A 14,417-nucleotide genomic window follows, 5' to 3' on the forward strand; every position below is an offset into this window, starting at 1 on the left:
CTACCGTCTGCCGCTGAAACGCAGGCAGGCGGTCACGGTGTCCCGAGCGGGACGAAGGTTGACTGAGTACGCATCTGCCAGAGTCGCTTCAAGCACGGGGTAGAGATTGTACCGTCCGCCTCCTTAGTTCGCATTTTGTGGCGGCAACGCCGACCACGGACAGAAGCATGGCCCTGCTCGTGGATAGCGAATTGACAGAACCTGCCCGATCACAGAAGCGGCAGATGCCAGGCAAACTTCGAAACGGCGACATGAGCAGCGAATGCCGTGGTCACCATGCCGCCATCCATCACGCGTGCTGGCGCGGGCGCTTGCACAACGCCACTCTCGCAGGCCCGGCAGGCATAACGTGGCCGGGTCGTCCGTTTCACCCGGACAACGGCAGGCACGATGTCGAGCGCCTCGTTGACATCCATGCCGATGCAATGCAGTTCGAACGAACAGCAGGGGCAAATCTTGCTCTCCGGCTCGATGACCTCTTCATAACGCGGAAGGTGCTTGGGCAAGTGTCCGATGTTGCGCGCTGGCGATCGCCGTGCTTGCGTTTTGTATTCACTGACCGGCGCGACATCGTCATTGGCAGCAATGGGAATGTCGCTCAGATCGCCAAGGTCAAGGATCGCCTGCGTTGGGTCGAGCGTCGTCATTTTCTCCGACTTCGCCCCAAAGAGCTGCTGCTCCAGGAAGGCAACGCGCGCTTTGAGATCGGCATTTTCCTCGTCGAGCGAGAGAATGATCCGGGTTAATTGCGCAGCATCCTGAGGCACGGGGGGGGGAAGCGGCATGGCAGATCCTACCATGCAAGCTTGAATCTACAAGCAAAACCAATAGGTTAAACCTACTTTCAAGGGGCGTTTTACCGGGTTCTGCGTCACCCTTGTCCAGTCGATACCGGCCAGCAAAAGCGAGAACTCTTCGCGCGTCATCTGCATGGCGCCATCGCGGATCGGCGGCCAAACAAACTTGCCCGCCTCCAGCCATTTCGTCGCCAGGATCATGCCGGATCCGTCCCAATAGATGCAGCGAAGGCGATCGAGACGCTTGGCACGGAACACAAACACGTCGCCGCAATACGGATCAGCAGCAAGCGCCGAAGCCACTAATGCCACGAGGCCGTTCATACCACGCCGGAAGTCGATAGGCTGCGTTGCAACCATGATCTTCATCCCATTCGGCGAAAGTGCGATCACCGGCGCCCTCGCAACGCCGCCACGATCGCTTGCGCCAACTCGGGCGCCACCGTCCCGATCACGGTCATGCGCGCGCCAGCAATCTCGATCTCAATCCGACCTGCGGCGAAGTGGGCGGCATCCGATTGAGAGCCCCGGTGGGCCGCTTGATCGCCGACCACCGTTACCGGCACGAACATCGCCTGCTGCGCACAGACCTTGGCCGAGGGACGAGTGGTCAGCCCAGCATCCCGACGCCAAACATTCAGCAAGCCCCGATTGACGCCCCAGCGCCGAGCAACGGCCGAGATGTTCACATCCGGTTCCGCGCTTTCCGCAAGGATGCGCGCCTTCTCCTCGTCAGTCCAATTCCGCCGCTGGCGACGACCGGTGATCACCTCGATCCGACGATATTTTCCCTCATGCCTGGCTTCATCCATGTCTTCATCCATGATTTCAAGCATGGCATCAGCGCGATCTCCAACCATCCCGTTCCGCTCCTATCGGTGAAGGAGCTTATCTCGCGGCCTCGATCACAAAAGGAAAGGTGGGCTGTTCGTAGCGCTCACTTTATAATGCTGACGGAACAGCTCGTAGCGCTGTGACCAATGTCCCTGGCACTGCTGGCTTCTCACAGACTATTCCGCAGGAAGTAACCGCTCTAGCAGACGGAAGTTGGGTGGTGTCCTGGAGGGATACTGTAATCCAAGGCGGGAGTGTCGCTGGCTATGAACTTCAGGTATTTAATCCAGATGGGAGTATGCGGGGCCCTGTGGTGGAAGAAACTATCGTAACCTACCTGGCGGATTTAGACGTAGTTGCACTCGACGATGGGGGTTGGGTATCAATATGGACAGGCACCGTTTCTGGTACAGCCGGTCTGTACCAGCAGGTGCACAATGCAGATGGAAGTCCCCTCGGTGTCGCTACCCTCCTCGACAGCCATCCTGATGGCGCAGTATCCAAGGATCCTAAGGGCGCGCTTCTTGCGGATGGCCGCTGGATTGTGGGGTGGAGTGAAGCATTTTTCAATGCTTGGCAGGTTTTCAACGCGGACGGAACTCCGGATGGGCCGCCTGTGCATTTTGCGGTGTCAGGCACTAACTTCTATGGCGGTGCTGACATCACCGGGCTAACAGATGGCGGCTGGGTTATCAGTTGGGTTGGGTACCTTCCGGACGGTGGTTCGGCAATCTATAATCAGGCCTTCGATGCAGAAGGCACGCCGCGTACTCAACAGCTTATACTTGCGGCTCCTCATAGCCCCAATCAAGATCCTCAGAGCTACGAGCCAGCTATTGCGGCTCTGCCGGACGGCGGTTGGGTCGTGACGTGGACGGCAGATACTGGAGTTGCCGCAGGATATGGCACCTACGACATCTATCAGCAGCGCTTTGACAGCGACGGCAATCTGCTGACCCCGAAGGATGATGCGGTGTTTCACACGATTGACGGATCCGGTGGTGCGGAGACGCTGTCGGGCGGCAATAACGACGATATCTTCGTTGTGCCCGATACGCTGTTTGCCGGCATTCATGGCAAGGCCGGTGTCGATACGCTGAAGCTGGACGGGACCGGGCTTCATCTCGACTTTGCCAGCGATGCCATCGCATCGGGTGTTGTCACGGGCATCGAGCACATCGATATCACCGGGACCGGCGGCAATACGCTTTCGGTCACCGCCCAGGACGTGCTCGATATGTCGGATACCACCAATCTCCTGATCGTGCACGGTGACCGCGGCGATACACTCAACGCCAGCGGCTTTACCGCCGGGGGAAGCGTGACGTCGAATGGTGAGACCTTCGATGTCTTTACCAGCGGTTCGGCAACGCTGTGGGTCGAGCAGGATCTCGGCACGGTCAACGTCGTCTAAGATCAGAGGTTTGTGAACTGCTAGACAGACGCCGGCGGGGCCAGTCCCCGCCGGCGTCTGCATGTGAAGGACAGAATGGCACCCGTCAGGTCGCAGCTGGTTTGCAGGCTCTGGCCTCAGCCTCAAGGTTCTGGCCGTGTGGCACACATTGTTTGCAACCGACATCAGGCCTGAAGTGCCTTTTTTTGCTTGCCCGCATGGTCCAAAGGGAAGGCTTGGACGGCCGTCGTGGGTGCGTGCGGTGCATGGGCGTTATTTGAGTATAAGCGAATGAACTTCCCACTCTCAAGGGAGGGGGCGAATCGCCCAATTCAATACACGAATGCGACGCTCTTATGGAAATTAAGTCAGTGCTTGCGGGAAAAGGGCACGGCGTGCCTGCTGCGGGATGCCTTCTGCAAAGCCTCTCATCTCTCGGCCCGGTGTTCCTGGTCGCCAAGGATGCCTCTTTCCGCCTGTCCCATTTCTGGTCTGGCTGGCCTTCGATCCGGCGGTCGCATTTTTCCAGGTTTCGCCGCCGCACATCCGCGCCCGGGTTCCGCTTGCGCAATGCCGTCGGCTGCCGACTGGTCATTCACGGTAAAGTCCACTGTGGTGCAACCCTGAGCGCACCCTGCGCCTATCCGCGTGAGGGCGCGCTATGACTTTCTTCGGATCTTCCGCAGCGCCAGCCAAGCTCGGCTATGCCGTCTTCACCTGCCTGGTGCTTGCTTCAGCCGGTTGTACGTCCGTCGTGCAATCAGGCGATGCTGCCGGTGCAAAGGGCGGGCAGGGCAAGGTCGGCGCCGAACACGTCGGGTCGGTGTCGCCTGCGGGCGCTGCAAAGCCCGGTTCAGGACCTGCGGGCGCATATGGCATGTTGGCCGCAAAGGCTCCCGGCACCTTGCCTGGCACGGTCGCAGCCGCCCTGGCGCTGAACGAGCGCATCAAGAGCGCCTCCAGCAACCTGCAGCTGGCCGGCGTCAATGTCGGCATCGCGCGTTCCGGCTATATGCCAAGCGTTTACGGCACCGGCGATCTTGGAGACGATGGTGCGGCCGACGCCGAGTTCGTCGTCAGCCAGCCGCTGCTTGATTGGGGGCGCACGAAAGCGGATGTCGCCAAGGCGCGGGCACTGGAGACGGCAAGCAAAGAGGAGCTTGCGGTTGAGCGCGAACGCGTCGCTCTGGAGGCGGCGCAAGCCTATATCGGTGTCATCCGGTCAGAGGCGCTGCTGGCGCTTGCAAAAGACAATCTCAGTGCACTCGAGCGCATCGCCGAGCTGGCGCAGGGCTTGGCGCAAGGTGGGCTTGGCGACAAGAGCAATGTCGAGTTTGCCAACGTTCATGTCGGAGAAGCCGGCGCGACGCTGGAAGAAGCCGACGGCGCACTGGTGCAGGCGCGCAGCGTCTATGCGACCCGGGTCGGCACTCAGCCCGGCACGCTTGCGAGCCTTCCGGTGATCGAGCTTGGCAAGATCTCGGATCTGCGCGCAGCCGTCGATGCAGCGCCGGCCGTGGTCGCGCTGCTTGCAAGGGGCGAGGCTGCCGGCCATGCCGCCAAGACCGCCCAGGCAGAGCTTTACCCAACGCTTGCGGGCGAAGCGTTCGTTCGCAGCGAAGATAATTTCGGCGGGCTGGTTGTCGGGGCGAGATTGCGCGGCAAGACGCCGACCTACAACGGCGCCAGCAACCTGATGCGCGTCGAGGCGGCGGAGCTGGCGTCCGATAGCGCCCGATCGGCGGCTGACGCCGAACGCCGGCAGGCGACCGAAAGGGTGGCAGTGTTCCAAAGTCAGGCGCCTGCGCTTAAAGAGCGTCAGACGATTTTGGCGAAGCAATTGGAAAGCGCCAGGGCGTTGCGCACCACCTACGAAGAGCAGTTCAAGCTCAATCAGCGCTCCTTGACCGACCTCGTGACGGTGCAGGGCGATGTCGTTCGCATCGAACGATCGTTGATCACGGCGAAATACGATTACTTCAATCTGCAATATTCGGCTGCGGAAGCTCTTGGCGTTCTTCTCGAGAAACTCATGGGTGAGAAAAGGCCTGCGCAAGACCAGATAGCGCAGCCCAAGCCGACAGCGCAACCGGAGAAACAAGGATGACACAGGCTTTGATCGCGCAGCGACCCGAAGGCAACGACAGCGCCCGGAGGGGGCCAAGGCCAGTCGCACCTACCGATCCGGTGCTCGAAGGCTTGTTGCTGCTGTGCCAGATGCATGACCGAACCGCCAGTGCCGCGCAACTGACCGCAGGCCTGCCCCTCAAAGACGGAAAACTCACACTCGACATCGTCGATCGAGCAGCCAAGCGCGCCGATCTCGATGCCCGCGCTCAAAAGGTTGCGCTCAGCGAGATCCGAAACGAGTTTCTGCCACTCATGCTGGAACTCACCGACGGCCGGATCGCGATCCTCGTCGAACGCCAGGGCGCGCATTACAAGGTCGTCTACCCCTTGATGCCAACGCTTGAGCTTCTCCTCGACGCCGAAGCCTTAGAGGCTGACTATTCAGGAACGGCCGTCCTGGTTGCGCCGGCGCCGCGACGGGACAGCCGTGCGGGAAATTTTGCTGCCGATCCCCATGAGCATTGGTTCTGGGGTGAGGTCAGGCGGCACTGGCCGCATTTCCTCGAAATTGCGATTGCAGCGTCACTCGCCAATGTCTTGGCGATCGCAACCGCCTTTTTCTCCCGCCACGTGTTTGACCGCGTGTTGCCCAATCTCGCGTTTGAGACCCTGTGGGTTCTTGCAACCGGCGTCGGCCTGGCGATCGCACTTGAGGCCGTGGTCAGGGTCGCCCGAAGCCATCTTATGGATGCAACCGGCCGTGAGCTCGATCTTGTGCTTTCGGCGCGTGTATTCGAACAGGCGCTCGGTCTCAGGCTTGATGCGCGGCCCAAATCGACAGGGGCCTTTACCAGTCAGGTTCGCGAACTGGATGCCGTGCGTGACTTTTTCACGTCGACGACAATTGGCGCGTTGAGTGACCTGCCCTTCGTGTTCCTCTTCATATTTATCATCTGGATCATTGGCGGACCGGTGGCCTATGTGCTGCTCGCGGCAATCCCACTTATCGTGATCCCCGGATTGATTGCGCAATGGCCGCTTTCGAGGGCTTCGCGCCAGCATCTGCGAGAAGGAGCGGTGCGAAATGGCCTCCTTCTCGAAGCGATGTCCGGTATCGAGACTGTAAAATCGCTGCAGGGAGAAAGCCGCTTCCAGCGGATGTGGGAGGAATATTCTGCACTTCTTGCCGGCAAAAGCATGCAGGTTCGCGGGATCTCGGGTAGTTTGAGCTACCTCGCGAGCGCCGTGCAGCAGGGGTCGTATGTGGCGGTCACTGTGGTGGCTGTCTACAGGATCGCCGAAGGCGAACTATCGACCGGCGCCTTGCTCGCCTGTTCAATGCTTGCCTCCCGCGCCATCGCGCCGCTGACCCAATTGGCTGGGATACTTGCGCGCTGGCAGCAGATGCGGGCAGCGCTTGCCGGATTGGAGCAGATCATGTCCGTGCCGGCGGACAGACCGGTCGGGCGCACCTTCGTGCACCGGCCATCGCTTTGCGGTGACTATCGTTTCGAAGGCATTACCTTTGGATATGATCGCGACGGCGGTGCGGCCCTCAAGATACCGTCTCTTGCGATTGAGCGTGGCAACAGAATTGCACTTCTCGGTACGATCGGCTCGGGAAAATCGACGCTGCTCAGGCTTCTTGCCGGACTCAGCCATCCGATCGAGGGACAACTTGCACTGGATGGCACCGATATCCGACAAATTGACCCAGCGGATCTGCGCCGGGCGATTGCCTATCTGCCGCAGGACGTACGCCTCTTTCACGGGACCCTGCGCGAGAACCTGACCCTTGGGCTCGCAAGCAAGCCTGACGAAGAGCTGCTCGAAGCGCTGACGTTTGCCGGAGCAGAGCGGCTCGTCATCGAGCATCCGCTTGGGCTTGACCGGATGATAGGGGAGGGGGGCACAGGTGTCTCAGGGGGCCAGCGCCAATGCATTGCACTGGCACGGGTTTGGTTGCGCGATCCTCGCATCGTGCTTCTGGACGAACCGACGGCAGCGCTCGACCACGCTCTGGAGCTGAAACTCATAGAGAACCTGAAGAGATGGTCGGAGGGTCGCACCTTGATTGTTTCCACTCACCGGCAGCCGGTCGTTGCGCTCGCTGAACGCGCACTTGTCTTGAACGCAGGTACCGTAGTTGCCGACGGGCCGAAACAAAATGTGCTGGAGGCACTCGCAGGTGCGCCCTCGTCTGCGGCACAGACCGCTCGGAGCAAGAAGGAAAGCGATCAATGAAGGTGCGGCCGATGAAGCGGGGGGGTATCTGGCAGCTTTCGGGCAAGTTCGACAGGAGGAGGAGCCGTCTTCTCGTATGCCTGATCTTTCTTGTCGTCAGCACGTTTCTCATTTGGGCCAGCAATGCTCCGTTGGACGAACTCACGCGCGGTCAAGGCAAGGTCGTACCCTTAAGCCGCGGCCAGATTATTCAGAGTTTGGAAGGTGGTATCCTCGAGCACATCGAGGTCTACGAAGGGCAGGAGGTTGCAGCGGGTGAGACGCTTGCAATCATCGATGATACCCGTGCACGTGCCGCCTATGAGGATCTTAAAGGACAGTCTGTGGCGCTCGAGGCGACACTCGACCGGCTGCGCGCCGAACTTGCCCAAGCCGATAAAATAGACTTCGGGCAAGACGTTGTCGGGGTCACGGATATCGTCACAGTTGAGCAAGAGCTCTTTGCAGCCCGGCGTCGCCACTTCAAGGAGGGCCTCGCCTCCCTGCAGGAACGCAAAGCCATCGTCAAGCAGGAGCTGGATCTCGTCCGTCCGCTGGTAAAAAGCGGCGCCACAGGTCAGGTCAAGCAGATTGAACTGGAGCGGGGGATGGCTGATATCAACGGGGAACTAACCGAGTTCAATAACAAGTACTTTCAGGACGTGAATGAGCAGATCTCGGCTAAAGGTGCTGAACTTGCAAGTGTGACCCAACAGCGCGTTCAGCGTCGTGATTCTCTCGATCAGACGATTCTGAAGTCGCCCGTGAAAGGCATCGTCAAGAACCTGGAAATAACGACAAAAGGCGGGGTGGTGCAGCCCGGGCAGAAAATCATGGAGATCGTTCCGCTCGAAGACCGGCTTTATGTCGAGGCGGAAGTTCGCCCGCAGGATGTCGCCTTTCTTCATCCGGGGCAGCCTGCAACCGTTAAGATCACAGCTTATGACTACACGATCTACGGCATGCTGACGGGGGAACTCGTATTCATCAGCGCCGATACGATCCTTGACGAAAAGCGCAAGGATCCGCAGCCCTACTATCGCATTCGCGTGCTCACAGACAGTGCGGCGCTTGAAGGCCCCGACGGCCTTCTTCCCATCAAGCCCGGGATGGTCGCAGAGGTGAACGTGCAGACGGGCAAGAAGACTGTTCTTGAGTATTTGCTGAAGCCTATCTTGAAAGCGACGGATGCGTTTCACGAACGCTGACGGCAGCGCGAGAGGCGGCGAAATTGCGGCAGGACCATAAGCAGTTGGTCGTGCCATGGTATGGCTCGACCTATTCGGAGGTCAGCCGAACCTGGCCGCCTCCTTCCGATCGCATTTCTTCATGATCGTTTCGACGTCGGAAGTGACATGTCTGTTGGGCGCTCCAAGGATCACCGGAAGACAACGCGGACCCGATCGCATAACGAGTGTGGTGCGACCGCCCGCGTGTATGCTTGGGACTGCGGTCATGATCCATGGATTGCCACGTGCACGTCCACGCCGGGCGACTGTTCCCGTCGTCAGATCGGACGGGCTACGAGAACATACTTATCTCAGATGAGAGATTGTTCGACCATCCTGCTCACCGATCACTGGGCCATTGAACCGAGCGCCGCTTATTTGCCCTTAACGGAAAATCGCGTTTAGACTGAAAGCTCTAGTCTTCCGTGTTGCAAGGGGCAAGCAGCTCGCGCCGTACCGTGGTGTTGTCTGTGTCCACGTTATCGATGTCCGTCAAAGGCTGCCGTGCTCATTGTGTTGATAGTCACGCTGGCGTGTCTTGCATGCTTCTCGATAAGTCCCTGGCCCTGTCGTGTCACGGATTTCCAGCGACCGCGATCGTAGGGACCAGAAGTGCGTGCGCGCCGCCGGCAATGTTCGTTCCATCGAAGGATAAGTGCGATTTGGAGGCTGATCTGTTCATCGTCAACGAGCTGAGATGGTTCGGAGCTGGGGGGGAGCGTGCGAATGACCACCTTTAGCAAAGCGGTCTTACTGCGATGAAGATGCTGGTTCGTGCCCTCACGATCTTTCTGTGGGTTTTTGTATCACTTGGTTTCCTCGCGCTTATTACGCTGCCAATCAGTCTTCAGACGCAGTTTGCCGCAAGTCTGGTGATTGCGGCGCTCATGGGTGCCATCAAGCTTGTGGACACGGACGGAAAATGGCGGTCCGTCGCGCTGGCTTTTGGAACGGCGATAATTCTTCGCTACGTGTACTGGCGCACCACCGCCACACTGCCGCCTGCCCATGAGTGGCAAAACTTCATTCCTGCGTTCCTGCTCTATCTCGCCGAGATGTATGGCGTAACCATGCTCGTCCTGAGCTTGTTCGTCGTCGCGATGCCGCTTCCAGCGCGGCCCCTAAGGGGGGCGCCGTCAGGCAATTGCCCAAAGGTCGACGTCTTTGTCCCAAGCTACAACGAGGATCCGGAGCTACTTGCCAACACGCTCGCTGCGGCCAAAAGCCTGGACTACCCTTCCGACTGCTTCACCGTGTGGCTGCTTGATGACGGTGGCACCGACCAGAAGCGTGAGTCCGAGAACCTTGTCGAGGCGAGGCACGCAACCGAGCGCCGTACTGCTCTTGAAGCGCTGTGCGCGGGCCTGGGTGTCCAATACCTGACGCGTGCGCGCAACGAGCATGCCAAGGCCGGGAACCTTAATAACGGAATGAAGCATTCGAAGGGCGAATTGGTCGCGGTTTTTGATGCAGATCATGCCCCGGCCCGCGACTTCCTGCTCCAGACGGTTGGTTACTTTGACGACGATCCTCGCTTGTTCTTGGTGCAGACACCGCATTTCTTCCTGAACCCCGATCCGATCGAGCGCAATCTGCACACATTCGAGAAGATGCCGAGCGAGAACGAGATGTTTTACGGCATCATTCAACGCGGCCTCGACAAGTGGAATGCTGCGTTCTTTTGTGGTTCGGCAGCCGTCCTGCGGCGAGAAGCGCTCGACGAGGTCAACGGTTTCAGCGGCATGAGCGTGACCGAGGATTGCGAGACCGCCTTGACGCTTCATGCGCGTGGCTGGAACAGCGTATATGTGGACCGGCCCCTGGTGGCGGGACTTCAACCAGCGACCTTTGCGAGTTTTATCGGTCAGCGAAGTCGCTGGGCCCAGGGCATGTTGCAGATCCTCCTGCTGCGATCGCCGCTCATCAAGCGCGGCCTGTCACTCTCGCAGAGGCTTTGCTACCTCTCATCAATGCTTTTTTGGTTGTTTCCCTTCTCACGGATGACCTTCCTGGTAGCGCCCCTCTTTTATCTTTTCTTTGGTCTTCAAATTTTCACAGCCTCGGGCGACGAGTTCGTCGCGTATACCCTCGGGTACATGCTGGTGAACATGACGATGCAGAATTATCTCTACGGTCCGTTCCGCTGGCCGTGGATCTCTCAGCTTTATGAGTATGTTCAGACACTGCATCTGCTTCCCGCTGTAATTTCGGTCTTGGTCAGTCCGCGAAAGCCGACATTTCGGGTTACTGCAAAGGACGAGTCGATCCTCAAAGACCGGTTGTCGGAGATCAGTTGGCCATTTTTCGTTGTCTTCGCTGTCCTGACAGCGGCTTTCGCCGCCACGATCTACCGGCTCTACGCCCAACCTTACAAGGCCGATGTTACAATCGTGGTGGGTGGTTGGAACCTGCTCAATCTCGTCATGGCCGGTTGCTCACTTGGCGTCGTGGCGGAGCGAAGCGAACTCACCTTGTCGCGTAGGGTCAAAGTGAACCGCCGCTGTGAGTTCCGGATGGGGCGAAATTGGCTTCCTGCGAAGGTGGACGATGTCTCAGCGAGTGGCGCCAGAATACAGATCTACGGATTTCCGAACCAAGATGTTGCCATCGACGCTGAAGGGGAGATCCGCTTCGTTACGAACAGTGGAGACGGAACGCCCGAGGTTCTGCCGGTACTCGTACGCAACTTCGAAAAGACGAAGGACCTTTCAATTCTCGGCTTGCGGTATGTGCCCAAAACCGCAAGCCACTATCGCCTGGTGGCGGACTTGATTTTTGCCAATTCTCGGCAATGGACCGAGTTTCAACAAGCGCGACGCGGTAATCCAGGTCTGGTGCGCGGCACGCTTTGGTTCCTAAGGCTGGCTTTTTATCAAACAGGGCGAGGCTTCCATTATTTGCTACGTGCAATTGGTGCCAAGGGAAGTGCAACCCAATGATGAGGATGATGTTTCTAGCGACGATGCTTCTGGTACATGGAACGGCGGCGTCACAAGGCGCCCCCTTCGACATGACGGGCGAACGGCCGCCGGAGCGCAACGCTTTCCACGGCCACCCTCTGGGAGGCACGGACGCACTCATGGGTGAAAGCACGGCAAGTCGTCGCGACAGCGAGGAACCGCGACGCTACATCCTGCCGCATGAAATGCTGACCTTGAGCGGCGAATTGGCGCAAAGTGCTTGGCCGATCTATCTGACGTTTGCGCAGGCGGCCGCTGCCGACAGGATCACATTTGCCTATCAGAACGCGATCGTCGTTGCGCCCGAAAGCTCCGTCCTTTCCCTGGTCGTCAATGGCGTGCTCGTCGGAGAGACGGCAATTGGATCTGCTGACGCGCCAAAGTCGATCAGCTACGCGGTTCCTGCGGGACTTCTGCGGGCAGGGTCGAACGAAATTCGCCTTCGCGCGCGACAACGCCACCGTACCGATTGCACGGTCCAATCGACTTACGAGCTCTGGACGAACATAGCCCCGGCTACCGCATTTATAGGGATGCGCTCGAAAACCGACACGCGATTGACAGCGCTTGAAGACATTCAAGCTGTCGGGTCCGGCAAATCGGGCAGCACCCGGTTTAATGTGATCGCTCCTGCAATGGGGCAGTTCAGGCAGGCCGCTCACATGATGAGGCTCGTACAGAGCCTCGCCTTGTTGGGCCGGATGCCAAACCAGGTTGTCGAGCTACGGCGCGATATGCCGGTCCTCGGCCAGCCGGGAGAGCTGACAGTTCTCGTCGGTTCATCCGATGAACTCGCTCCCTTGCTCCATGATCTTCCCAAGGAGGCGTTCGCTACGTCCGTGGCGAAGTTCGTTCAAGTCGGTCCTGACGGCCCGCAGGTGCTCCTCGTTACAGGACCGCATTGGCAGGCCGTCAATGAGGCTATCGAGATAGTTGCCGAATTGGTTGAGCGTCCAGCCGGCGCTGCGCGCGATCCTTTGAATATCGGGCATTCTTGGTTGACGGATGCGCCCCTGGTGAATGGTGGCGAGACACTGCCATTCTCACGACTGGGCGTCGAGACGAGCGAGTTCTCGGGGCGCCGTTTTCGCACGGGTTTTACCGTTGCTGTTCCCGCAGACTTTTATGCCAATGCCTATGGCGAGGCCGTGATCTATCTCGATGCGGCCTACGCCAATGTCGTTAAACCGGGAAGCAGGATCGATGTCTATGTCAACGGCAACATTGCGTCGACGATGCCGATCGATTCTGGCGGTATTATCAGGCACCTTCCAATCAAGCTGACGCTTCGCCATTTCCAGCCAGGCGTAAATCATGTCGAACTGGAAGCTGTCCTTCTGACACAAGCCGACGAGGAATGCCTGCCCGCGGGCGAGGCCTCCAGGGCGCCTCTCTTTGCGCTGTTTGAGAGCTCTGAGCTTGCCATTCCAGACTATGCCCGAATTGGGAGACGCCCCGACCTCGCAGCAACGATCGGGACCGGATATCCTTACGACGCAGGAACCGCGCCGATCGCTCTTTATGCCGGCGGTCTCGACCCAGACACTCTGTCGGCGGCCGCGACATTTGTTGCAAGGCTAGCGGTCTCAATGGGTAGGCCAATCGACCTTGAGATGATCGCGTCTCCGCTTGAGGCGAGCGCGAGAAACGCCATTCTCGTCGGTTCATTGTCACAACTTCCGAAAGTCGTCCTGGAGCAACTCGGAATTGATACACGCAGTCAGCTGTCATGGGGACGCAACGTGGAAAGGGCAGTGGGCGAAGGAACGCACATAACCTTTGAAGCTTGGCAAGTGCGCCTGAGTGAAGACGTGTGGCAAGATCCACTCGCGTCCCTTGAAAAGTGGATGAAGCGTCGCTTCGACGTATCAGTGAGCTCGCTGAACCCAGTGCCGAGCGCGCAGACGATCATCGCTCCACCAGCGGCCTCAAGCCTCCTTCTGGCTCAGGCCGCCGCGCCAAAGGGGGACGCTACCTGGACTGTGGTTACCGCGCCGACGTCGGCTCTCATCAAATCTGGCGTTTCAATGATCGTGGAGCCCTCCAGATGGGCGAAGGTTTCTGGCCGTATCTCGAGCTATGAACCTGAGGGGGACAAGATCGTAAATGTCGAAGCTCAGAGAGTGGAGTTCGTCAACACGCAACCGCCATCCTTTCAAAATCTTCGGTTGGTTGCGGCCAACTGGCTTTCAAACAATATCCTGCTCTACTCGGCATTCCTTGTCGGTATGGCTGTCTTTTTCGGGCTTGCGACCGCAACTGTGATCGCGAATTCCGGTCGCGGCCAATGATGCCATGGGTCCTTCACCTGCTCGCGTTGGCCAGGGGGACCGATCTCAGCCTGCTCGACTGGCGTTGGAAGTCAACGATGTGCCGTGGGCGACGCGTCATTGCCGCCGCCGCACACATTTTGATCGCGGTCGCAGCAAGTGCCTATGCCAATGACCTGAATGTGCCGGTGTCACGTCAGCACGGTGGGGTCCAGCCGCTTAAGCGTGCTCACTTCGAGGCAGAGACCATAGAGCCCGGGTTGTCCGCAGTTGACGAGACGGCGCTCGACTATTTTGCCTCTGTCGGAGACAATGAAAGGCTACAGGCGGGGCCAAGTCGCTGAGCGGCGTCGATCAGCCGTCGGATCTCCCCGGGACTGTAGATATAGGGCGTGCGGCGTTTGCGACTGGCGCGGCCGAACAGATCAGCGGAGGGAACTTCATGGCGCGGATCTTCGGCATGCAGCGAGAGCGCGAAGCGACGTACCGCCAACAGGCGGTTGCGACGTTGTTCAAGTGAAGGTGCCCGTAGCGCCCACACCTGCACGATCGCCGTCGTTATGACATGCTCTCCGCGATGCTCGGCAAAGGCGACTGCGGGTTTCGGTAATTCGCGGACAGCGGCTCCATTAAATCGCGGA

At 59.0% G+C, this 14,417-nt stretch carries 8 protein-coding genes and 1 pseudogene; 6 read left to right on the forward strand and 3 right to left on the reverse strand.

The window, feature by feature from the left end:
* Positions 1–215 precede the first annotated feature (215 nt).
* The 3 genes and pseudogenes from OVA00_RS10890 to tnpA all read right to left on the reverse strand — a co-directional run.
* Positions 216–785: pseudogene (locus OVA00_RS10890) on the reverse strand (IS66 family transposase zinc-finger binding domain-containing protein); the annotation flags it as partial.
* 27 nt (positions 786–812) lie between these two features.
* Positions 813–1,190 (reverse strand): IS66 family insertion sequence element accessory protein TnpB, encoded by a 378-nt coding sequence (gene tnpB / locus OVA00_RS10895; protein ID WP_268088838.1) that lies wholly within the window; start codon positions 1,188–1,190, stop codon positions 813–815.
* Positions 1,187–1,657: an IS66-like element accessory protein TnpA gene (gene tnpA, locus OVA00_RS10900; protein WP_268088839.1), complete on the reverse strand. Its 471-nt coding sequence runs from the start codon at positions 1,655–1,657 to the stop codon at positions 1,187–1,189. The genes tnpB and tnpA overlap by 4 nt, the downstream gene beginning before the upstream one ends.
* 287 nt (positions 1,658–1,944) lie before the next feature.
* On the opposite strand from tnpA, the gene OVA00_RS10905 reads away from it, so the two are divergent.
* The 6 genes from OVA00_RS10905 to OVA00_RS10930 all read left to right on the forward strand — a co-directional run bounded on the left by OVA00_RS10905 (position 1,945) and on the right by OVA00_RS10930 (position 13,797).
* Entirely contained in the window at positions 1,945–3,045 is a 1,101-nt protein-coding gene (locus tag OVA00_RS10905) for a hypothetical protein (protein ID WP_268088840.1), read from the forward strand.
* A gap of 640 nt (positions 3,046–3,685) precedes the next feature.
* On the forward strand, positions 3,686–5,131 hold the full coding sequence (locus OVA00_RS10910) for a TolC family protein (protein WP_268088841.1): 1,446 nt from the start codon (positions 3,686–3,688) through the stop codon (positions 5,129–5,131).
* Positions 5,128–7,338 (forward strand): type I secretion system permease/ATPase, encoded by a 2,211-nt coding sequence (locus OVA00_RS10915; RefSeq protein ID WP_268088842.1) that lies wholly within the window; start codon positions 5,128–5,130, stop codon positions 7,336–7,338. The genes OVA00_RS10910 and OVA00_RS10915 overlap by 4 nt, the downstream gene beginning before the upstream one ends.
* Positions 7,335–8,525, forward strand: coding sequence for an HlyD family type I secretion periplasmic adaptor subunit (locus OVA00_RS10920; protein ID WP_268088843.1), 1,191 nt, complete (start codon positions 7,335–7,337; stop codon positions 8,523–8,525). The genes OVA00_RS10915 and OVA00_RS10920 overlap by 4 nt, the downstream gene beginning before the upstream one ends.
* A 788-nt stretch (positions 8,526–9,313) precedes the next feature.
* On the forward strand, positions 9,314–11,485 hold the full coding sequence (gene bcsA / locus OVA00_RS10925) for a UDP-forming cellulose synthase catalytic subunit (protein WP_442780487.1): 2,172 nt from the start codon (positions 9,314–9,316) through the stop codon (positions 11,483–11,485).
* Between the two features lie 140 nt (positions 11,486–11,625).
* On the forward strand, positions 11,626–13,797 hold the full coding sequence (locus OVA00_RS10930; protein ID WP_268088845.1) for a cellulose biosynthesis cyclic di-GMP-binding regulatory protein BcsB: 2,172 nt from the start codon (positions 11,626–11,628) through the stop codon (positions 13,795–13,797).
* Positions 13,798–14,417 lie beyond the last annotated feature (620 nt).

Source organism: Ensifer sp. SL37 (assembly GCF_026672675.1).
Lineage (GTDB): Bacteria > Pseudomonadota > Alphaproteobacteria > Rhizobiales > Rhizobiaceae > Ensifer > Ensifer adhaerens.